This window comes from Bordetella parapertussis, assembly GCF_020735925.1.
GTDB classification, from domain to species: Bacteria; Pseudomonadota; Gammaproteobacteria; order Burkholderiales; family Burkholderiaceae_B; genus Bordetella; species Bordetella pertussis.
In genome coordinates this window covers 109224-130813 of sequence record NZ_CP085971.1, presented here as the reverse complement: position 1 = coordinate 130813, position 21590 = coordinate 109224, and the positions used below count along the sequence as shown (strand labels likewise).

19 protein-coding genes and 1 pseudogene are annotated in these 21590 nt (G+C 67.9%); 12 read left to right on the top strand and 8 right to left on the bottom strand.

What is annotated here, in order from left to right; genetic code table 11:
- Positions 1–88: 88 nt before the first annotated feature.
- Positions 89–1069 carry a Bug family tripartite tricarboxylate transporter substrate binding protein gene (locus LK409_RS00620; protein ID WP_010927561.1) on the bottom strand — a complete coding sequence of 327 codons (981 nt, stop codon included), beginning with the start codon at positions 1067–1069 and terminating at the stop codon, positions 89–91.
- A gap of 118 nt (positions 1070–1187) precedes the next feature.
- Positions 1188–2396 (bottom strand): acyl-CoA dehydrogenase family protein, encoded by a 1209-nt coding sequence (locus tag LK409_RS00615; protein ID WP_227889228.1) that lies wholly within the window; start codon positions 2394–2396, stop codon positions 1188–1190.
- 284 nt (positions 2397–2680) lie between these two features.
- Between LK409_RS00615 and LK409_RS00610 the strand changes: the two genes are divergently transcribed.
- From LK409_RS00610 to LK409_RS00600, 3 genes are all read left to right on the top strand, one after another.
- Positions 2681–3661, top strand: a complete 981-nt coding sequence (locus LK409_RS00610) for a tripartite tricarboxylate transporter substrate binding protein (RefSeq protein WP_003807916.1) — start codon at positions 2681–2683, stop codon at positions 3659–3661.
- A 52-nt stretch (positions 3662–3713) separates the two neighbouring features.
- Positions 3714–4424 (top strand): DUF4286 family protein, encoded by a 711-nt coding sequence (locus LK409_RS00605; protein WP_010927559.1) that lies wholly within the window; start codon positions 3714–3716, stop codon positions 4422–4424.
- A 108-nt stretch (positions 4425–4532) separates the two neighbouring features.
- Entirely contained in the window at positions 4533–5420 is an 888-nt protein-coding gene (locus tag LK409_RS00600) for a LysR family transcriptional regulator (RefSeq protein ID WP_010925878.1), read from the top strand.
- A gap of 53 nt (positions 5421–5473) precedes the next feature.
- On the opposite strand, the gene LK409_RS00595 is transcribed toward LK409_RS00600, so the two are convergent.
- The gene (locus LK409_RS00595; protein ID WP_003807909.1) at positions 5474–6439 is read right to left on the bottom strand and encodes a Bug family tripartite tricarboxylate transporter substrate binding protein; all 966 of its coding nucleotides are present in this window, start codon (positions 6437–6439) and stop codon (positions 5474–5476) included.
- Positions 6440–6644: 205 nt separating this feature from the next.
- Positions 6645–7856 carry a CaiB/BaiF CoA transferase family protein gene (locus tag LK409_RS00590; RefSeq protein WP_010927558.1) on the bottom strand — a complete coding sequence of 404 codons (1212 nt, stop codon included), beginning with the start codon at positions 7854–7856 and terminating at the stop codon, positions 6645–6647.
- Positions 7857–8095: 239 nt separating this feature from the next.
- On the opposite strand from LK409_RS00590, the gene LK409_RS00585 reads away from it, so the two are divergent.
- The 3 genes from LK409_RS00585 to LK409_RS00575 are packed head-to-tail and all read left to right on the top strand — an operon-like array spanning position 8096 to position 11391.
- Positions 8096–9337 (top strand): CaiB/BaiF CoA transferase family protein, encoded by a 1242-nt coding sequence (locus tag LK409_RS00585; protein ID WP_041937098.1) that lies wholly within the window; start codon positions 8096–8098, stop codon positions 9335–9337.
- Positions 9338–9386: 49 nt separating this feature from the next.
- Complete coding sequence (locus LK409_RS00580; RefSeq protein ID WP_010927556.1) at positions 9387–10574, top strand: iron-containing alcohol dehydrogenase; 1188 nt, start codon at positions 9387–9389, stop codon at positions 10572–10574.
- 46 nt (positions 10575–10620) lie between these two features.
- Complete coding sequence (locus LK409_RS00575; RefSeq protein WP_010925874.1) at positions 10621–11391, top strand: enoyl-CoA hydratase/isomerase family protein; 771 nt, start codon at positions 10621–10623, stop codon at positions 11389–11391.
- Positions 11392–11438: 47 nt separating this feature from the next.
- Here LK409_RS00575 and LK409_RS00570 read toward each other — a convergent pair whose 3' ends face one another.
- Both LK409_RS00570 and LK409_RS00565 read right to left on the bottom strand, forming a co-directional pair.
- Positions 11439–11804 (bottom strand): carboxymuconolactone decarboxylase family protein, encoded by a 366-nt coding sequence (locus LK409_RS00570; RefSeq protein WP_003807901.1) that lies wholly within the window; start codon positions 11802–11804, stop codon positions 11439–11441.
- A gap of 24 nt (positions 11805–11828) precedes the next feature.
- Positions 11829–12731 carry an isocitrate lyase/PEP mutase family protein gene (locus LK409_RS00565; RefSeq protein ID WP_010927555.1) on the bottom strand — a complete coding sequence of 301 codons (903 nt, stop codon included), beginning with the start codon at positions 12729–12731 and terminating at the stop codon, positions 11829–11831.
- 231 nt (positions 12732–12962) lie between these two features.
- Here LK409_RS00565 and LK409_RS00560 point away from each other — a divergent pair, with 231 nt between their 5' ends.
- Both LK409_RS00560 and LK409_RS00555 read left to right on the top strand, forming a co-directional pair.
- Positions 12963–14045, top strand: a complete 1083-nt coding sequence (locus tag LK409_RS00560) for a zinc-dependent alcohol dehydrogenase (protein WP_003807897.1) — start codon at positions 12963–12965, stop codon at positions 14043–14045.
- Positions 14045–15466, top strand: coding sequence for an MmgE/PrpD family protein (locus tag LK409_RS00555; RefSeq protein ID WP_010927554.1), 1422 nt, complete (start codon positions 14045–14047; stop codon positions 15464–15466). Before LK409_RS00560 ends, LK409_RS00555 begins: the two co-directional genes overlap by 1 nt.
- A gap of 256 nt (positions 15467–15722) precedes the next feature.
- Here LK409_RS00555 and LK409_RS00550 read toward each other — a convergent pair whose 3' ends face one another.
- A complete protein-coding gene (locus LK409_RS00550; RefSeq protein WP_003807892.1) occupies positions 15723–16061 on the bottom strand; it encodes a glycine zipper 2TM domain-containing protein in 339 nt (112 codons plus the stop codon).
- Between the two features lie 167 nt (positions 16062–16228).
- Positions 16229–17245: a LacI family DNA-binding transcriptional regulator gene (locus LK409_RS00545; RefSeq protein WP_003807890.1), complete on the bottom strand. Its 1017-nt coding sequence runs from the start codon at positions 17243–17245 to the stop codon at positions 16229–16231.
- Positions 17246–17413: 168 nt separating this feature from the next.
- Here LK409_RS00545 and LK409_RS00540 point away from each other — a divergent pair, with 168 nt between their 5' ends.
- The 4 genes and pseudogenes from LK409_RS00540 (at position 17414) to LK409_RS00525 (ending at position 21578) form a co-directional block, all read left to right on the top strand.
- The gene (locus tag LK409_RS00540; protein ID WP_041937097.1) at positions 17414–18970 is read left to right on the top strand and encodes a class I adenylate-forming enzyme family protein; all 1557 of its coding nucleotides are present in this window, start codon (positions 17414–17416) and stop codon (positions 18968–18970) included.
- Between the two features lie 43 nt (positions 18971–19013).
- The gene (locus LK409_RS00535; protein ID WP_010927552.1) at positions 19014–20186 is read left to right on the top strand and encodes a thiolase domain-containing protein; all 1173 of its coding nucleotides are present in this window, start codon (positions 19014–19016) and stop codon (positions 20184–20186) included.
- Positions 20183–20534: pseudogene (locus LK409_RS00530) on the top strand (Zn-ribbon domain-containing OB-fold protein). Before LK409_RS00535 ends, LK409_RS00530 begins: the two are co-directional and overlap by 4 nt.
- Before the next feature lie 81 nt (positions 20535–20615).
- Entirely contained in the window at positions 20616–21578 is a 963-nt protein-coding gene (locus LK409_RS00525; protein ID WP_010927551.1) for a Bug family tripartite tricarboxylate transporter substrate binding protein, read from the top strand.
- Positions 21579–21590 lie beyond the last annotated feature (12 nt).

Sequence of the window (21590 nt, the reverse complement as noted above, 5' to 3'; positions counted from 1 at the left end):
GACGACGGCAAGCGGGGCGTTCGTTCCTGAACGCCCCGCTTTGTTGCGCCCCGCGATGCGGGCGCCCGGCGCCTGTCCGGCGTGCCGCTCACTCCGCCTTGATGCCCGCCAGCGCGACCAGCTTCTGATATTTGGCGAACTCGCCGGGCATGGCCGCCTTCATGCCCGCTGGGCCAACGATATCGATGTCGATGCCGTTGGCGGCGCACAACTCATTGAACTCGGCCGACCTGGCCGCGGCGGTCATGGCGTCGGCAAGTTTGCGCACGACCGGCTCCGGCGTTCCGGCGCGCACCAGGGCGAACACCGCGGTCTCGATCGCGTAGCCCGGCAAGGCCGCTTCGGCGATGGTCGGCACGTCCGGCAACAGGCGGGAGCGCTTCGGGCTGGTGACAGCCAGCGCCCTGATCCGCCCGTCCCTGATCAGCGGCAGCGGACCGGTCACGCCATTGAACCCCATGTCCACCTGCTTGCTCGCCACATCGAGAATGGCCTGCGCGGCGGATTTGTACGGCACGTACTGGATGTCCACGCCGGCCATCGAGTTGAACAGCGCGCCGGCCAGGTGGGGCGACGCCCCCGTGCCCGACGACGAGAACGACAGCTTGCCCGGATGCGCCTTGGCCGCGGCGATCACATCGCGCACGGTGGCGTACGGCGAGTCCGCCGGCAGCAACAGCAGCGACGGCGTGTGCCCGACCTTCGCCACGGGCGTGAAATCCGCCGCGGCGTCATAGGGAAGGTTGCGGTAGAGCGACGGGAAAATATAGTGTGCGGCATTGGTGAACAACACCGTGGCGCCATCCGCGGGCGCCTTGGCGACATAGTTGGTGCCGATCGTGCCGCCGCCGCCCAGCTTGTTCTCGACGACCACCGGCGAGCCCCACTGCCTGGCCATGTGGCTGGCGACGAAGCGCGCCAGGTTGTCGGTCGCCGTGCCCGGCGCGTTCATGACGATGAGATGGACGGGTTTGTCCGGATAGCCCGAGGCAGGCCCATCCGCCCCGCGCGCGATGCCCGACGCTGCCAGGGCGGCCAATGTGGAAAGAAACGTCCGACGGTCTATCATCGCTGGCCCCCCCTGTAATCGGTGAATGCATGGTAGATGCTCGGTGCATCGCCAACAAATTGATTTTGGCCGTCGATTCATAGGAAAACGGCCGGCGGCGCCGGGCGTGCCGGCGCCGTCAACCGGCCTCGCGCAGCGTCTCCTGCGCGATGATCCATTTGAACAGCGTGGATCCGCCCTGGATGATGGTCAGTCCCTTCGCATCGCGATAGCGCCGGGAGACCCCCACGCCATCCATGTATCCCATCCCGCCGAATATCTCGCTGGCGTAATGCGATGCCTTCACGGCGTTCTCGGCGCTGACGTATTTCAGGATCGCCGAATCGGCGGCGCTCAGGGTGCCCGCTTCGTAAAGCACCGCCGCACGGTCGCGCAGCAAAGTGGAAATCTGGATATCGGCAACCATCTCGGCAATCCAGCCCTGGATCCGCTGCCGCTCCGACAGCGGAACACCCCAGGTCTTGCGCTGCTTCGCGAAGTCGATAGCCTGGTCCAGGCAATACCGCTGCAGGCCGATGGCGTTGGACGCCAGGAACAGCTTGCTGTGGTATTGCGTGTCGGACTTGAACGGACTTGCCTGTCCCGCGGCGCCGCCGTTCAGGATGTGCGCCGCCGGAATGCGGCAATCCGTGAAGAACAGCTCGCGCGTGTCCGCCGCCCGCATGCCCATCTTGTGCAGTTTGGAACCGACCGTGAAACCTGGCGTACCGTACGGGACCAGGAACAGCCCCGACTTGCGCGTCTGCTTGTCCACGATCGCCCAGACAATGACGAACTTCGCCCCCTCGAGACCGGCGGCCGTGCTGTACATCTTGTTGCCGTTGATCACCCACTCGTCGCCGTCCCGGCGGGCGAAAGTGGACATGGACGCCGCATCCGATGAAGAACTGTTCGGCTCCGTGAGCGCGGTGGCGCCGAACGCGACGCCGCGCGAAATCGGCAGCACGTATTCCTCGATCCACTGCGAGCGCTGGGGTTCGTTCGCATACCGCAGGATGTGGCGGCAGCAGGTCTGCTGGGCGGTAAAGACCGGGCCGTACGAGGAATCGTGGTAGCAGACTTCCTCGACGGCCAGGCACATGGCCAGCATGCCCGCCTCCGAACCGCCACAGTCCTGGGGAAAGTTCATGTTGATCACGCCCAGCTCGGCCAGCCTGCGCCAGGTGTCATAGGAGAACGACTCGCTCCTGTCGCATTCGTCGGCGATGGGCGCGATTTCGTTCCGCGCGAACGCGCGCACCATATCGCGGACCGCCTGCTGCTCGTCGGTGTATGTGAAATCCATTATCGGGATCCTAGATCGATTGTTCGTCGTGCCTCGTACCACTGAACCGGACTGCTCGCGGCCTGCCAAGTACGCCCGAGAACCCGCGCAGCGTCAATTTGATAATCGCGGCGGATTGATAGCCCGCGCCTCATCTCGTCGCACCGCGGCGGCGCGCGGCCCGATCCGCGGATTGGCTAAGAATGCGCCGGCAAATTCAATTTGCCGCCGACGCGGGCGCATGCCACCATTTTCATGAACCTCCATTCACCGGGACATGCGCGGGCCGGGCAACGCACCGCCGCGACACAACCAACAACCCGACCATCAATGGACAGGAGACAACCATGAACCCCACGAGACGCGCCATGCTGGCCTGCGCAGGCGCCCTGGCCGTGGCCGGCGCCGCCCCTCGGACATGGGCGCGCGACGCCTTTCCGTCCCGGCCGATGCGCATCATCGTGCCGGTCTCTCCGGGTGGATCCAACGATCTCGCGGCGCGCCTGCTCGCCCCGTCGCTTTCCCAGGCGTTGGGCCAGCCCGTGGTTGTGGAGAACAAGGCCGGCGCGGGCGGGGCGATCGGCTCCACGCTGGTCGCGCGCGCCGACCCGGATGGCTACACGGCGCTGCTGTACAGCAATTCGATCCTGACCCTGCCCGCCCTCATGAAGAATCCGGGATTCCAGGTGCAGCGCGACCTGATCCCGGTATCCATGCTGGTGAAAAGCGGCGCCGTGCTCGTGGTGGGCAACTCCGTTCCGGCAAACACGTTTCCGGAGCTCTTGAAATACATCCGGGAAAATGGCTCGGCCATCAACTACGGCTCGGGAGGCATAGGCGGATCGACGCACCTGATGGGCGAGATGTTCAACAAGATGGCCGGCACGAACATGACCCACGTCCCGTTCAAGAGCGCTGGCGAATACAACCAGGCCATCATCGCCAACCAGGTCCAGCTCGCCTTCGATGTGCTGTCGTCGGCCAAGCCGCTGGCCGATTCCGGCAGGCTGAAGATCCTGGCGGTGACCAGCAAGGAACGGGACCCCGCGCTGCCGCAAGTGCCTACCCTCGACGAGGGCGGACTGCCGGGATACGAGTACCTCGTATGGCAGGGACTGTTCCTGCCCGCCCACACGCCGCGGGATATCGTCATGAAGTGGGCCGCCGCCTGCAAGCAGGCCGTCGACACGCCCGAAGTGCGGCAGAAGTTCGCCAGCAGCGGCGTCGAGACGGTCGGTTCCACGCCCGAGGAGTTCGCCCGTGTCGTGCAACGGGATGCCCCGCTCCTCACGAAGCTGGTCGAGGCGGCGGGCATCGCGCCCCAATGACATCCCGGCCATCCCGCCGCCACGGCCCACCGCTCCATCCCAGGTTACCGACATGAGCCTGCACGAACCGAACTCCCTGCCCCTGGCACCGCGCATTCCGTCCACCGCCGTCCTCGCCATCTGGAACGACATCGACCCGGAAATCGCGTCCGAATACGAACTCTGGTATCAGTACGATCACATCCGCGACCGGGCCGGCACGCCGGGCTTTCGCAGCGCCCGGCGCTACCAGCGCGTGGCCGGCGCAGGCCGCGAGTACTTCACCTTCTCCGATCTCGAATCGATCGAGGCAAGCCGCTCCCCCGCATACCTGGAGCGCTTGCGCAACCCGACCGAGTGGACGCGCCGCATGATGCCCCACTTCCGGCGGTTGATCCGCACGGCCTCGCACGTCAGTATCGATTGCGGCGAGGGCACGGGCGGGATTGCCGGTACGGCCGTCTTCGATACGGTCGCCGGCGACCGCCTGGCGGCGATACGAACCCTGATCCAGGCCGAGGCAGAACGGGCGGTGCGGCAAGCGGGCGTCACGCGGCTGCGCCTGTTCGAGGGCGACGCCCAGGCCACCGGCGTGCCCAACCCGGAAGCCGCGCTGCGGCCCGATCCGCCCCGCACGGCAGGCCTGGCCCTGGTGCTGGAAGGCACGTCCGGCAAGGCCGTGGCGGACCAGCTGCGGAACCTGTGCGCCATGCCCCTGCTTGCCGCGCTGCCGGAAGTCATGCCGGCCTCGATCTACCAGCTCATCTATTCCTCGCAAAGCTGAACATCGCCCTGCATATCGATGGCGTGTCCGCGCGCAAACGCAGCGGGGCGCGCCCCTGCCCGTCTGGTACCATGGCCCGGTACCACGACTACAAAGACCAAGGTCGCCATGGCGCACAACATCAAGTACCGCCAACTCAAGGCGTTCAAGATCGTGGCGGAAACCGGTTCGTTCAAGGTGGCGGCGAACAGGCTGGCCATCACCCAGCCTTCCATGTCGATCATGATCAAGGAACTGGAAGAGGACGTTGGCGTCCCCCTGATCAACCGCACGACCCGCAGCACCGAACTGACCGATGCGGGGCGGGACTTCTATGAACAGGTCAAGGGCTCGCTGGACCAGCTGGAAAAGGCCTATGCCTACGCCAAGGCCGCCGGCAAGGCCGAACACGGCAGGATCCGTATCGCCACGCTCCCCACCCTGGCGGGAAGCCTGCTGAGCACCGTCATCGCCGAGTACCGCAAGCAATATCCCAAGGTGGCCATCGAGCTCGTCGAACGCACGTACCTGGGCTTCATCCGCGCGCTGCGCCAGCAGGAGGTCGATTTCGGCATCGGCATACTGCGCAGCGAAGAGCCCGACTTCGAGTTCACGCAGCTGTGCACGGACCGCCTGGTGGTCGTCGCGCCCAAGGGCCATCCCATCACCCAGAAGCGTATCGGCGTCAAGACCATCAGCCAATACGACATCGTGATGATCAGCGTGGGCCCCCAGGCCGAAGCGCTCAGGCAGCTGGGCCTGGAGGCTTCCGCCAAGGTGCTGGTCGAGCAACCGTCCACCGCCATCGAGATCGTGCGCAAAGGGGCCAGCCTGACGGTGACCTCGTCCAGCGCGCTGGTCGGCATAGACAAGCGCGGGCTGGCCTCCGTGCCCGTTCCGGGCGCGCTGTCGTACCGCAACATCGGGCTTCTGGTCGGCAAGGACAAGAAGCTGAATCCGGCCGCGACCAAGTTCATCGAGTACGTCCAGGCCCATATCCAGGCCGGTCCGCCCTGACGCCTGGCCTGGACGGCCAGGCCGCCTGCCAGCCGCCCCGCTCCAGGCGGCGCCTACTCCGCCACGATATTGTTGGCCCGCACGATCTTCGAGAGGCGGTCTATCTCGCTCGCGATGAAGCCGTCGGCCTGGTCCGGCCCCATCCCGACCACTTCCAGCCCGGCCTCGATCAGGCGTTGCCTGATCGCCGGCTGAGCGAGCACGGCCAGCAGGTCCTGCCCCAGCTTCTGCACGACTTCGGGCGGCGTTCCGGCCGGGACGACCGCCGCTGACGGCGAGAACATGTATTTGCCCATCGGAAAGCCCTGCTCTTCCAGCGTCGGGACATCCGGCAGCAGCTGCGAGCGGCCGGTGCCGCCCACCGCCAGCACCTTCAGGCGGCCGGCCTGGATATTGCGCAGCACGGCGCCTGCCGCGTCGAACATGACGTCCACGCGATCCGCCATGATGTCGATATGCGCCGGACCCGATCCGCGAAACGGCACGGCCAGGAAGCGGGTGCCGGTTTCCTGCTCGAAACTCTTCAGCCAGATGTTGTTCATCGTCGCGGGCCCCGCGGTGCCCGCGGTGACGTTGCCGGCATTCGCCTTGGCGTAGGCGACCAGTTCCGCGACATTGCCGGCCGGGAGATTGGGGCGCGCCAGCAACGCCATCGGCACCTTGGTGAGGATTGCCACGGCCTTGAGGTCGGTCATCGCGAAGGGAAGGTGCGCGGATAGCGAGGGCAGCGTCGAATGCTGGCCCGACACAAGGCCCACCGTATAGCCGTCGGGCGCGGCGCGCGCCACTTCCGCCGTGCCGATCACGCCATTGGCGCCGGGCTTGTTCTCCACCACGACCGGAACCTGCCAGATCTTGGCAATCGCCTCGGCGATCACACGGGCCTGCAGGTCCAGGGTTCCGCCGGTCGTGTAGGGAACGATGAAGCGCACCGGCCTGGAGGGGTAGTTCTGCGCATGCGCCGGAATGTGGCATCCCAGCGCAAGCATGACGGCGGCGTAGCGAAAAAAACGAAGCATTGATTGTCTCCCGAATATGCCCTGGCTCTACGCTGACGCTGTTGGACGGCAGCCCGGAAAGCGCACAGGCTTTCATTTATCTGGCATGCAATGATGCTGGCCTCACATTGGACGAAACCGCCATGGTTCGCGTCAATTTAAGAATTGGCCGGGATTCTTAGCCTGCATGGCATCGGCCGCGGCAATGGCTGCCGTTGCGCGCGCGTCATGGGTCGCTGCGGAAGAATCCTGCGCTCAGGCCGCGCTCGATCTCGGCCGCGTCAAACCCCCAGGATTCCAGGGCCTGGACGGTATGCGCACCCGGCGCCGCGGCGTTGCCGCGGATGGACGCGGGGGTACGGGAAAACCGCGGCGCGGGCGCGGGATGCTCGATGCCGTCCACATCGACCATCTGGGCGCGGGCCTGGTTGTGGGCATGCTGCGGCGCCTCGTGCAGGGCCAGGACCGGCGAAACGCAAGCGTCCTTGTCCTGGAAATGCGCCGCCCAGTCGTCGCGGGTGTGTTGGGCGAAACGGGCGGCGATGGCCTGGCGCAATTGCGGCCAGCGCGCGCGGTCCTGCTGCGCGGGCAATTCACGCTGGTCCAGACCCAGCTCCGACAGAAGCACGGCGAAGAACTTCGGCTCGATGGCGCCCACCGCCATATGGCGCCCGTCCAGCGTGGCATAGGTCGTGTAGTACGGCGCGCCGCCATCGAGCACGTTCGCGCCGCGCTCGGGGTTCAGCATGCCCGCCTGGCGAAAGCCGTGGAAAACCGTCAACAGGCTGCTCACCCCATCGATCATCGCCGCGTCGACCACCTGTCCCACGCCGCTCCTGGCGGCCTCCAGCCCCGCGCTCACCACGCCGAGCGCCAGGTAGAGCGCGCCGCCGGCATAATCGCCGACCAGGTTCAGCGGGGGGACCGGCGCGCCGCCGGCCGGGCCTATCATGTCGAGCGCCCCGGTCAACGCCAGGTAGTTGATATCGTGCCCCGCGGCCTGCGACATCGGCCCGCTCTGGCCCCACCCCGTCGCGCGTCCATAGACGAGCGAGGGCCGCAACGACAGACAGGCTCGCGGACCGATGCCCAGGCGCTCGGCCACGCCCGGCCGGAAACCCTCCAGCAACACATCCGCACGGGCCACCAGGCGCAGGAACGCCGCCAGCCCGTCCGGATGCTTCAGGTCCATGGCCACGGATTGCTTGCCCCGGCCCCTGAGTTCGAACCGGGGATCCAGCGCGATGCCCAGGCCGGCATCGGCGGTCCGGTCCACGCGCAGGACCTCGGCCCCCAGATCCGCGAGGAGCATGCCGCAGAAGGGCACCGGCCCCATGGCCGCCACCTCGATGACCCTCAGCCCATGCAAGGAACCCACGGCTGGTTCCGCCGGCGAACCGGGGCGCGTTGCATCGGTATTCATCTCAGGCACTCCCACTCTCTCTTCCTTGTTCCGGCCACTGCCGGCGGCCTGGCAAGCCGCCGGCGGCGGCAGGTCGCCGCACTTGACAGCCTAGCGGCCGGCCGGCCGCTGTCAAATTGAAAATCCGCCGCCTTTGATAGCGCTTTGCCTCAAGCCCGAAAGGCCGGGGCGATACCTATCAATGCGCGCCCAGAATCAATTGGACGGGCCCTGGCGCGCTGGCTATCGTGTTCCAGCCCCCCCCGCATCGAGCGATGCCGCACACCCCTTTCCCCTGCCACACGCGCGCCGACGACATGACCAGCCCAAGCACCCCGCAACGCCCTCGATTTCCGCTTCGCGAACTGGATGGCCGGCAGCCGGCCATACTCGACGGCATCAAGGTCCTCGATCTCACGCGCCTGCTCGCCGGCCCCGTCGCCACGCAGATGCTGGGCGATCTCGGCGCCGAGGTCGTCAAGGTGGAGCATCCGAAGGACGGCGACGATACGCGGGTATGGAGCCCGAAACTGGAGGGGCATTCCGGCACGTTTCTGTCGGCCAACCGCAACAAGGCCAGCATCACGCTGGACCTGAAGAGCGCCGACGATCTGGAGACCATGAAGACGTTGATCCGCCGCGCCGACGTGCTCGTGGAGAACTTCTCCGCCGGCGTGATGGCGCGCCTGGGCCTGGCCTACGACGCCTGCGTGGAACTGAACCCGGCGCTGATCTACTGCTCGATCTCGGGCTATGGCCAGGCCGGGATATTTCGCGGCCGCGGCGGCTACGATGCCGTGTTCCAGGCGGAAAGCGGACATATGTCGGTCACGGGCAGCCCGGAGGGCGAGCCCATGCGCATGGGCGCGCCGGTCACCGACTTCACATCGGGCGTCGTCGCCTCCAACGCCATACTCGCCGCGCTGTTCCATCGGCAGCGCACGGGCGAGGGCCAGTTCATCGAAATCGCCATGCAGGACGTGGCGTTCAATATGCCGATCAACTTCGGCATGAACTACCTGGCCAGCGAGATCGTGCCGCACCGCGAAGGCAACAGCTCGCCGCTGGCCGCGCCGACAGGGGTGTTCCAGGCCGGCGACGGCGACCTGCTGCTGAGCTGCGCCAATGATCGTCTGTGGCAAAAATTCGCGCTGCTCGTCGAACGCGAAGACCTGCTCGCGGACGAACGCTTCCAGGATAACGGCGCCCGCGTCAGACACCGCGCCGCGCTCGCGCAGGCGCTGGCGCCCGTCATGGCAGGCCGCACGGTCGACCAATGGCTGGCGCTGCTGATTCCCGCCGGCATTCCCGCTGCCGCCGTCCGCAACCTCGATGGCGCATACGCCCAACCCTACGTGCAAGAGCGCCAGCTCGTCACGGAAATCCTGGACAGCAAGGGGCGCAGCGTCCCGACGGTCGCCAATCCGATCCGCTTCGCGAAGACGCCGGTGGTGATCCGGCGCGCGCCGCCCGAGCTCGGCGAGGACAATGCGGCAATCGGGCGGCTGTTCACATGAATACGCCGCATCCGCCCGCCCGTCCTGACGGGCAACGCTGGAGCAACGCATGATCCACACCGGAAAGATCGATAGTCCGCGGATCGGATCCGTCCTGTTCGGGCCGGGTGCGCTGCAGCGGCTCGGCCAATGCGTGCCGCAGCTGCACGCGCGGCGCGTCCTGCTGGTGACGACCACCTCGCTGGCCAGGCAGCCCGACGTACTGGATGAAGTCCGCGGCGCGCTCGGCGGTGCGAGCGTCGCGATATACGGCGGGGCGCGCCAGCACGTGCCCTGGGAACAAGTGGTCGAGGGCGCGCGGGCCGCCAGGCAGCACGAGGCGGACCTGCTGGTGTCCCTGGGCGGCAGCAGCGCCACCGACGTCACCAAGGGCATCAACCTGGCGCTGGCCGAAGCCGGCGCCGAAGGCTGCGCACCGTTCCTCGCCCGCCACGCCGCCCTGGGCGCGGATGCCGCAAAGCGGCGTTTCAGCCGGCCCAAGCTGATGCACGTCGCCATCCCCACCACGCTGTCCGGCGCGGAGTTCTCCAGTTCCGTCGGCATGACCGACGCGCGCACCCGGCGCAAGTTCGCCATGGTGGACGCCGCCCTCACTCCCGGGCTGATCGTGCTGGATCCGGCCGCCACGCGGCAGACCTCCGCGGCCCTGTGGACGTCGACCGCGCTGAAAGTGCTGGCGGACTGTTTCGAGGAGATCTGCTCGCCGCGGCACGTGCCCATGGTGGATGCGCTGGCGCTGCAGTCGGTCCGCATCATCGACCGCTACCTGCTGGCGTCGGCGGCCGCCCCCATGGACCAGCAGGCGCGCGCCATGCTGCAGCATGCGACATGGATGTGCGAATCGGTCAAGGCCTGCACCGGCCTGGGCATCGTAACGGCGCTGCGGCACCAGATCGGCGGCATGTTCGACGTTCCCCACGGCATGGCCTCGTCGGTGGTCTTCCCCGCGGGGGTGCGCTTCAACCGGCCCGGCGTCGACGAGCGGCTTGCCCTGATCGCCGACGCCATGGGGTTGCAGGCGCGCGATACCGCCGCCGCGGCCGGCGCGGCGCTGCAACGCGCCCAGGAACTGATTGCCGCGGCATCGCTGCCCACCCGCCTGCGCGATGTCGGCGTGCCCCGCGACGGGCTGGACCGCCTCGCCGAGGCCGTCATGCTCGACCGGCAGACGCTCAACAACCCCAGGCCCGTTGAATCCGTCGCCCAGGTCCGCGAGCTGCTCGGCCAGATCTGGTAAGGCGGCCCGCCACACCCGTCAACGCCTTCCGAAAAAGGCCTCGCCCATGGACGATACCCTGCTCATCGACGACCCCGCCCCCGGGGTGCGCGTCATCACGCTGAACCGCCCGCAGCGGCTCAACGCGCTGGACGGGCCGACCCTGGCGCGCCTGAACGCCGCGGTGCGCGACAGCACGGCGCCCGAGCGCAGCCTGCGCGTGCTCGTGATCCGCGGCGCGGGCCGCGCCTTCTGTTCCGGCGTCGACCTCAAATGGGCGGCCAGCGGCGTGCTCGACGACCGCGCCGCCCACCAGCGCAACCAGGATCTGATGCAGGAAACGTACGAGGCGTTCGAAGCGGCGCCGCAGATCGTCATCGCGTCGGTCAATGGTTTCGCGGTTGCCGGCGGCCTGGAGCTGGCGCTGGCCTGCGACATCATCGTGGCCAGCGACGAGGCCCAGCTGGGCGACGAACACATCCGCAGGAATCTGTTCCCCAGCGGCGGCAGCACGCAGCGGCTGCCGCGCAAGATAGGCCTGGCGCGCGCCATGTACTACCTGGTCACGGGCCGGCGCATGAGCGGCCGCGAGGCCGAGCGGATAGGCCTGGCGTCGCTGGCAGTGCCGCCCCTGGAGCTGGACGCCGTCAGCCTGGGGCTGGCCGAGGAGATCGCGCGCGCCGATGCGCTGGCGCTGGCCTCCATGAAACTCATGGCGCGCCGTTCGCTCGAACTGCCTTTGAAGGATGGCCTGGCGATGGAACGCTGGATGCAGTTTCGCTACCGCACCGCCTCGCCGTCGCTGGACGCCGGCGTGCGCAAGTTCGCCGAAGGCTGACAGGCCGGGTCGGCGCGGACAGGATGGCGGTCCTATCCGGGGCCGCCTCATTCCCGCGCAAGGATCTCCCAGGCCCGCATCGCCGCGGAGACCGCCGACGGCCAGCCCGAGTAGTAGGCCATATGGGTAATCATCTCGACCAGTTCCTCCCGGGTAACGCCATTTTCAAGCGCCCTGGGAAAATGCGTCGCCATCTGCTCGGTAGCGCCCAAGGCCACGAGCGCCGTGCAGGTGATCAAGCTGCGGTCGCGCTTCGAGAGCTGCGGCCGCTCCCACAGGCCGCCGAACAGCACGTCGTCCGTCATCTGCGCCAGCGCGGGGGCAATTTCGTCCAGGCGCTGCCGGTACAGCTGACGGGCCGCCTCGAGCCCGCGGGCGTCCCGGCCCGGGTCGGAATTCCTGGTATCGGTCATGGCATGTTCTCGAACAGCGGCAGGTCAGCCTACCGGGTACTTCTGCAGGATGCGTTCCTTCTCCGGCAGCCCGACAAGCACGTTGGCATCGGCTCGATCCGCCTCGTCTTCCGGCCGCACATCGAACTTGCCGTCCTGCAGCCACCTGCCGTACTCCTGCGTCATGAACCGGTGGGCGCGCGACAGCATATTGGTCGCGTAGATCACCATCCTGACGTTCCACGCCAGCAGCTCCGAGGCCGTTTTCTCGGGTTCCGCCACGCCTGCCGCCTCTGCCCCCCAGTTCTTCGGCGCGCCGCCCAGCACCACCAGGGGCTTGGGAATGCGCGGTCCGTACCGTTCGAGCCAGCTGTTGGTCGCGAACAGCGGCATGATGGCGTCCGCGCCGGCGTCGCAATAGCGCAACGCCCGCTCGAACGCTTCCTCCTCGCACGCGGCGCGCCACGCATGGATGCCGTCGCGCCAGGGCGACATGGCGTCCGTGCGCGCGATGATGAGCATATCGGGGTCCGTCCGGGTATCGAGCGCGACCTTGAGATGCGTGACCATGTCCTGCACGGGCAATGGCAGGCCGTGCTTCTTGATGGCGAAATCCTCCAGGTGCAAGGCCGCCGCGCCCGCGCGCTCGAACTCGTGCACGGTGCGGGCGATCTTGAGCACGCTGCCGAACCCCTCGTCCGCGTCCGCGATCACCGGAATATTGACGCGATCGGCTACTTCCGAGATGCGCTGCGCGATCTCGGACAGGGTCAGCGTTCCATCCGGATATCCGCGCGTGTGGTTCACGTAGGACCCCGAGATGTAGACCGCGGGGTAGCCCACCCGCTCGACCAGCCGGGCCTGGCCCGCGTCTCCAACGCCCGCCGCGAGAATCGAACCGGAGCCAGCCTCCAGTTGCCTTCGGAACGCGTGCCGTGCCTTCGTCATTACCGCTCTCCTGTCGTGTCGAGCGGAAAAAGTAAGGTGGCGCCGCATCACCGTCAATTTGGTTTTTTTCCTCCATTGATAGGCAGTGGCAGCCGCGCCGCGCTCGCGCGCCCATGCCTTGCGGCAAGCCTATGAATCCGCGCTTACTTTCAAATTGACCGCCGGATACCCGTGCGCTGTACTGGTTCCCGCGACATGCAAGTGCAATGAACCCCGGAAAACAGGCAGACAATGAAAACTCACGCAATCGTCCAGCGCGGCCCCCGGCGGCTGGAATACGTCCAGCTTCCCTTGCCCGAAGTGCTCGCGCCCGACGAAGCGCTGGTGCGCGTGGAAGGCTGCGGCATCTGCGGCACCGACTACGAACGCTACGAAGGCTCGCTGGGCCACGTACCCGAACTGATTCCCGGCCACGAACCGGTTGGTCGCATCGAACGTATCGGCGACAGCGCGGCCCAACGCATGCAACTCAAGGAGGGCGACCGCGTGGCGGTGCAGCCCCACTATGGCTGTGGCGTGTGTTCATACTGCGTGGAGGGCATGTTCCAGCTGTGCGCGCGAAAGATCAACCTGGGCCTGTCGCCGCTCTCCGAAGGCTGCGGACTGTGGGGCGGATTCGCCGAGCACATGATGCTCAAGGGCAATGCGATCGTCCACAAGATGCCCGACAGCCTGCCGATCGAAGATGCCGTCATGTTCAACCCGCTGGGCGCGGGCTTCGAGTGGGCCATCACCTCGGCCGGCACCCGCGTCGGCGACGACGTACTGATCTTCGGCCCCGGCCAGCGCGGCCTGGCCTGCGTGATCGCCGCGGTCATCGCCGGCGCCAACCGGATCGTCGTGACCGGCCTGCAGAAAGACGCGTACAAACTGGAACTGGCCCGCTCGCTGGGCGCGACGGAAGTGGTGGCGATCGATCCCGCCGACCCCGCTTCGCTGGCCCGCGCCCTGGAAGGGCAGAAATTCGATCGCGTGATCGACGTCACGCCGGTCGCGACGCAACCCATACTCGACGCCATTGCGCTGGTGCGGCCCGGCGGCACGATCGTGCTTGCGGGGCTGAAGGGAAACACCCGCACGGTGGCGCTGCGTCCCGACGATCTCGTCATGGACGGCATCGAAATCAAGGGAGTCCGGGGGATCTCGACGCGCTCGTACGGACTGGCGGTACGGGCCATCTGTTCCGGCGCCTACGATTTCTCCGCCTGGCACACCCACACCATGGCATTGAAGGACGCCGAGCTGGCCATTCGCATTCTCGCCGGCGAAGTCAGGCAAGGGCCCGAGCCCCTGCACATCACCATCGTCCCCTGATGGCGGCCGTGGCTTGCGACACACTGATCGGCCGCCTGGCCGATTTCGCCGCGGCGGTGCGCTATGACGCGCTGCCCGCCCAGGTCGTCGCCGAATGCAAGCGCATCCTGCTCGACAGCCTGGGCTGCGCCTACGCGGCGCTCGGCGCGGACAAGGGCCGGCTTGCCATGCAGGCCGGCCGCGACATGGGCGGACCGGCCGAGGCGTCCGTGTTCGGCGGCCAGGAGCGCCTGTCCGCGGCGTCGGCCGCGTTCGTCAACGGCGAGCTCATCAACGCGCTCGACTTCGACGCCTGCACCATTCCGCCCGGGCACGTGGCTCCCTACGCCCTTCCACCCCTGCTCGCCGCCGGCGAGGCGGCGCGCGCCGGCGGCAAGCGCATCATCGAGGCAATCGCGGTGGCGCATGAAGTTTGCGCCCGCGTCGGCTCGGCGATGTCCCATTACCGCGACCTCACCCCCGGACAGCGCCTCGGCTTTCCGCCCGTCACGGGCTACAGCAGCACCATCATCGGCAGCACCCTGGCCTGCGCGCTCGCGCGCGGGATGCCGCGCGACCTCACGGCGCATGCGGTCGGGCTGGCGGCGCGCATGGCGCCGGCCCAATCCATGACCAAATGGATCCAGACATTGCCCGCCACCGACGACAAGTACCTCATGGCCGGCTGGATGGCGCAGGCCGCCCTGCAGGCGGTCCTGCTCGCGTCCAACGGGTATCGCGGCGACGTGGCGGCGCTTGAAGGCGAGTACGGATTCTGGCGCTACATGGGCGTACGGAAGTGGAACCCGCGCGCGCTCACCGACGGCCTGGGCACGGACTGGCGCTTTCCGGATCTCACCATCTACAAGCCCTACCCGACCTGCCGCATCTCGCATACCGTGCTGGACTGCCTCGGCGCCATCCTGGCCGACCATGCATTGAAGCCGCACGAAATCGAGAACGTCGCCGCATACTGCGACCCGCATGCCGCGACCCTGCCGATGTTCGTCAATACGTTCATCGCGTCTGCGGGCGACGCGGCGATGAACGTCGCGTATGCGGTCTCCATGATCGTCCATGGCGTCAGGAGCGGGCCTGCATGGCACGATGACGCCACCTTGAACAATGATCGGCTGCTTGCCTTCATGCGCAAGGTCACCGTGCTGCCCCACCCGCGGTTCGAGGAAATGCTGGCCGCCGAGCCGCAGTCGCGCATCGGGCGCGTGGAGATCCGCGCGCGCGGCAGGACCTTCGAATCGGAGCTTCACTACCGCAAGGGCTCACCGGCTACGCCGCGCACGCGCATGGCCGATACCGAGCTGCTCGAAAAATTCACCCATTGCGCAAGCCGGGCAAAAGCCGGGTCCGCGGAACGGATCGCGGCCATGATCTTCCGGCTGGAGCAGCTCGACGACATCGGCGAGCTCGCCCGAATCTGGTGAGCAGCCATGTGCGTGAACTGCGTCGCGGGTCTCTTCACCTTGCACGAACCGTCTTCCCCGCAAGCCGGCTTCGAGACATTCAAGCGGCTCAAGGCGCGGCGCCCGGAGGTCATGGGCGCCCGCCCATCGAGCGAGGCCGCGAACGAGAAGCCGCGCGCCGCGCAACCCCTTCTACGGCTCGCGGAACCGCCGCGCGCTTGCCGACCCCGACTGACCGGGCCGGGCCGGCCCGACGGCGGCGGCCAGCGGCCCGCGCTCAGTGGCGACGGTGCTTGTACCGGTGCTTGTTGCCGCGGTACTTGTCATGGCCCCGGTAACTGGCCCGCTTGTAGTCGCGGCCGCGGTCGCGGTCCCAATGGTGGCGGCGCCCGCGCCGGTCGTCGTCGGTAATGACGTGGCCGAGCACCCCGCCGGCGGCCGCGCCGCCCAGGGTCACCCAGGGATCGCCGTCGGACAGCAGCGCGCCGGCCACGCCGCCCAGCCCGGCCCCGATCACCGTATTGCGGCCCTGCTTGTCGGCCAGCGCCGCAGTGCTCAGGCCCAGCGCCAGCGCGCCGGCCAGAATCGCCTGAATCAGTCGTTTGTTGATTGTCATCGTTGTTCTCCTGTAGCGGGGCGTCCCTGCGATGCGACCCCGCGTCGGGCCGGGCAGAGCAAGGCGCCACCGGCCTGGAGGACAAGATACCCGTTCAGGTATGTTTCAGTCCTGCATACAGGGATACGGTACGTATAAGCTGTTTCAATGGCTTTCCGGGCCGGCATTCAGCGCGCCGGGGCCGGCCCGCAGGAGCTGCCCAGGATCAGGTCGGAGGGAATGACCACGGTGCGCGCCTGCGGCGGCGCGGTTCTTTCGATGCGCTCCAGGATCAGCTGCACCACGGCGCGGGCGCTGTCCTGGAAGTTGTAACGCAGCGCGGTAACCGGCGGGTACATCAGCTCCAGGGTCTGCATGGTGCCGATGGCCACCACCGACATGTCGCGCGGGATATCCATCCCCGCCTCGCGCACGACGTGCACGGCGCCGGACAGCAGCTGCGTGCCCACGGCGACGATCGCGGTCGGCGGCGCGTCCAGCCCCAGCATGCGCTGCATGGGCTGGCGCGCGGACTCGAGCGACGAATCGGTCAGGTACACCAGCCTGTCGTCGAACGGCAGGCCGGCCGCCTCCAGCGCGGCGCGGTAGCTGCGCAGCTTCAGCCTGCCCGGGCGCACCTGGCTGCCGATGGCGAACAGGGCGATCCGCTGGTGGCCCAGGCTCAGCAGGTAGTCCATGACCTGGCGCATGCCGGGCTCGTGGTCGATCAGCACGGCATCGAAACCCGGGCCCATGTCGCGGTCCATGATGACCGTGGGCAGCTTCGTGGCGGCGAAGGGCGAGGCGGCGATGGGGTCGTACTCGTGCGCGGGCAAGGCGATGATGCCCTCCAGGCGCCGGTTCTCGAAGAACGCCACCAGCTCCTTGTCGCGCGACCGTTGCTCCGAACTGCCCACCAGCAGGGAATAGCCGGCCGCCTGCGCGAGCCGCTCCACCTCGCTCAGGAGCTGGGCGACGAACGGGTTGGCGATGCTGGGCAGCAGGCAGCCTATCGTCCGGCTGTGGCCGGTGCGCAGATGGCGCGCCGTGTAGTCCGGCTCGTAGCCCAGCCTGGCGACGGCCTGCTGCACGCGCAGGCGCACATCCGGGCTCGCATAGCCCGAACCGTTGAGCACGCGCGAAACGGTACTGATGGCAACCCCGGCCGCATGCGCGACCTCGCGCACGGAAACTCGTTTCGTCATGGTTTTCCTGGATGAAAACGTTCCATGTCATTGTCCATCTCGGACCGGCATCGTAGCATCATCGATAGGGAAACGTTTTCCTATTGTCGTGGCCGCCGAGAGGAGCAGCGGCCCGGGGCAGGCAAGCATCGCGCCCGCACGGCATCGAATCGCGCTCCGGAGACAACCATGCAATTGATCGACACTTTCGATCGAGGCGCCGGCTACGGCCTGGCCGAACCCTGTTTCATCGAACCCGGCGGGCGCACGCTCAGCTACGGGCAGATCCAGGACATGTCCCATCGCATCGCCAACGGCCTGCGCGCCGCGGGCCTGGACCGCGACAGCAAGGTCGGCACGCTGTCGGCCAATCACTTGCTCACCTTTCCCGCCACGCTGGGCATCGTCCGCTCCGGCTACATGTGGCTGCCCGTCAACGCGCGCAACGCCGCCGAGGAAAACGCCAACATCCTGGCGCGCGGCGGCTGCGAGTTCCTGTTCATCCACAGCCAGTTCGCCGCCCAGCTGCCCGGCCTGCTCCAGGCCCTGCCCGGCCTGAAGGGCGTGGTATGCATCGACGGCGCCTTGCCGCAAGCGCCTTCGCTGCAAGACTGGATGGCGCGGCAGTCCGCCGCACCGGCCCGCAGCGATGCGCGGATCGACGACGTCGTCGCCATCCGCGGCACCGGCGGCACCACCGGGCTGCCCAAGGGCGTGCTGGTCACGCACCGCAACTACCTGGCGCTGCTGGCGAACTGGTACGCCGCCATGCCCGTGCTCGAACGGCCCGTGCACCTGGTCGTGGCGCCGCTTTCGCATGCGGCGGGTTCGGCCACCTTTGCCGCCTGCGCCTACGGCGGGTGCAACGTGATCCTGCCCACCGCCGACCCGGCCGCGATCATCGACGCCATCGGGCGCTACAAGGTGACGCAGCTATTCCTGCCGCCGACGGCGATCTACAAGCTGCTGGCGCATCCGGAGATACGCCGGGGCGACTATGCGTCGCTGCGCTACTTCCTGTACTCGGCCGCCCCGATGTCGGTCGACAAGCTGCGCGAAGCGCTGGACATCTTCGGGCCGGTCATGGTCCAGGCCTACGGCCAGGCCGAGGCGCCCTTCATGTGCACCGTGCTGAGCGCGGGCGAGCACGCCGGCATCCTGCGCGACCCCGCCTTGCGGCACCGGCTGGCAAGCTGCGGCCGCGCTTCGCCGTTCGTGCGCCTGGGCATCATGGACCCGCACGGGAATCTGTTGCCGGCGGGCGAGCGCGGCGAAATCGTGGTCCAGGGCGACCTGGTGGCCCAGGGCTACTACCAGGACCCCGCCAAGACCGCCGAGACATTCAAGCAGGGATGGCTGCACACGGGCGACGTGGGATACCAGGATGGCGACGGCTATCTGTATATCGTCGACCGCATGAAAGACCTGATCGTCTCCGGCGGATTCAATATTTCTCCCAGCGAGGTCGAGCAAGTGCTGTGGGCCCATCCGGCGGTCGGCGATTGCGCCGTGGTCGGCGTGCCCGACGACCACTGGGGCGAAGCCATCAAGGCAGTCGTGGAGCTCAAGGCGGGCGCGCAATGGGATGCGGAGCAGGTCCTGGCCTACTGCCGCGAGCGGCTGGGCAGCATGAAAACCCCCAAGACCATCGAAGTGTGGGAGCAATTGCCGCGCAGCTCGGTCGGCAAGGTGCTCAAGCGCGACATCCGCGAACGCTACTGGAGCGGCCAGGCGCGGCGCGTCTGAGCGCGGCCCGCCACTCCGGATTTCATATCGACTGGATAACGACATGGCCTTTCAACATCCCGCCTTCGTGGCAGGCGCCTTCGAACACCCCACCCGCCATGCGCCGGACAAATCCACGGCGCAACTGCACGCCGAATGCGCGCGCGGCGCCCTGGCCGACGCCGGCCTGTCCCTGGAGGACGTGGACGGCTACTTCTGCGCGGCGGATGCGCCGGGCGGCATTCCCGCGCTGATGGCCGATTACCTCAACCTGCGCAAGCTGCGCCATGTGGACGGCACCGAATCGGGCGGCTGCTCGTACATCGCGCACGTCGGCCACGCGGCCGACGCCATCGCGCGCGGCAAGTGCTCGGTGGCTCTCATCACGCTGGCGGGCAAGCCGCGCAGCAGCGGCCAGACCACCGGCACCGAGATCCGCCAGATCCCGCCCGAGCGGCCGGCCGCCGCCTTCGAACAGCCCTATGCCTGGACGGTGGCCGGCATGTACGGCCTGCTGGCGCGCCGCCATATGCACGAATACGGCACGACCATGGAACAGCTGGCGTGGGTCAAGGTGGCCGCGTCGCACCATGCCCAGCACAACCCCCACGCCCTGCTGCGCAAGCGCTACACGACCGAAGACGTACTGGGCTCGCCGCTGGTGGCGGACCCGCTGCGCCGGATGGACTGCTGCGTCATCACCGACGGCGGCGGCGCGCTGGTCCTGGTCGCGCCGCACATCGCCGCGTCGCTGGCGCGCCCCCGGGTCGGCGTGCGCGGCTACGCCGAAACCATCCGCACCAACGAAGCCGGCCGCCTGGACCTGCTGCAGACCGGCGCCGCCGTCACCGGCCCGCGCGCGTTCGAGATGGCCGGCCTCGCGCCCGCCGACGTGAAATACGCCTCGGTGTACGACAACTTCACCATCATGGTGGCCCTGCAGCTGGAAGACCTGGGCTTTTGCGCCAAGGGCGAAGGCGGCAGGTTCGTGGCCGACGGCAACCTGATCTCCGGCGTCGGACGCCTGCCCTGGAACACCGATGGCGGCGGCATGTGCAACAACCATCCCCAGAACCGCGGCGGCATCACCAAGGTCATCGAAGCGGTGCGCCAGCTGCGCGGCGAAGCGCACCCCGCCGTACAGGTGCCGTCGTGCGACATCGCCCTGGCGACGGGGCCCGGCCTGGTAATGGGCGCCGGCCACGCCCACGCAACCGTGCTGCTGGAGCGCGTATGACATCGACCGAACTCTCCCATGACCCCTACGTCGCGGCCTTTCCGGAACTTGCGCCCTTCTGGCAGGCCGCGGCCGGCGGCGCCTTGCTGCTGCCGTACTGCCAGGATTGCGGCCAGACGCACTGGCACCCCCGCGACCGGCGCGGCCACGCTGCATACCTTCTCGGTCATCCACCGGGGACAGGCGCCCGCCTACGTGCTGGCCTATGCGCAGCTCGACGAGGGGCCGCTGGTCATGACCAACATCGTGGAGGCCGAGGCCGCCGCCCTTTGCATCGGCATGCGATTGCGCGTGGCCTTCCGGCAAACCCCCGAAGGGCGCCATGCGCCGGTGTTCGAACCCGCGTGAATTCCGCGCCACCGCCGGATATCCCGCAAAACGCGCTCCGGCCACGACCGGCAAGCGCAGACCATAACGACAGGAGACATCATGCACCGACGCTCGTTTCTGACCGCGACCTTGTTAAGCCTGCTGGCCACCCGCGCCTGGGCGCAGAAAACGGCCTATCCCGGCCAACGTCCCGTGCGCCTGGTCGTGCCGGCCGCCGCCGGCGGCGCCACCGACCTCGTCGCCCGGCTGATCGCGCAGCACCTGAGCCCGTCATGGCCCGAGCCCATTGTGGTGGAAAACCGGCCCGGCGGCGGCGGGGTGATCGGCACCCAGGCCGTAGCGCGCGCCCCCGCCGACGGCTACACCCTGCTGATGGGCGCCATCAACCACACCATCAACGCCAGTCTGGTCAAGAACCTGCCTTATGACACGCTCGGCGATTTCACGTTCATCGCCGGCGTGGTTTCGATCCCCAACGTCCTGGTCGTCAACCCCAAGGTGCCGGTCAACAGCGTGGAAGAATTCATCCGCTACTCGCAGACCCACGACCTGACGTTCGCCTCGTCGGGCAACGGAACCTCGCAGCACCTGTCGGCCGAGAAATTCCGCATGGACACCGGCGCCAAGTACCAGCACGTGCCCTACAAGGGCTCGGCCCCCGCCGTCACCGACCTGCTGGGCGGCCACGTGGACCTGATGTTCGACAACCTGCCGTCGGCGGCGCCCAACATCCGCACCGGCAGGCTGCGCGCGCTCGGCGTGACCAGCGCCCAGCGCAACCCGGCGTTCCCCGACATCCCCGCAATCGCCGAGACCGCGCCGGGCTTCGATGTCCGCTCATGGTTCGGCCTGATGGGACCCGCCGGCCTGCCCCGCGACGTGGTCGAAAGGCTGCACGCCGAAATGGCGCACGTGTTCGCCCAGAAAGACGTCCTGCAATGGCTGGACAAGATGGGCGCGCAGGCCGAGGTCACCGACCCGGCGGCCTTCGATGCGTACGTGCGCCAGGAGATCAAGCGCTGGGCGGAAGTGGTCCAAGCCTCGGGCGCGACCGTGCAGTAGGCGTTTCGGGCA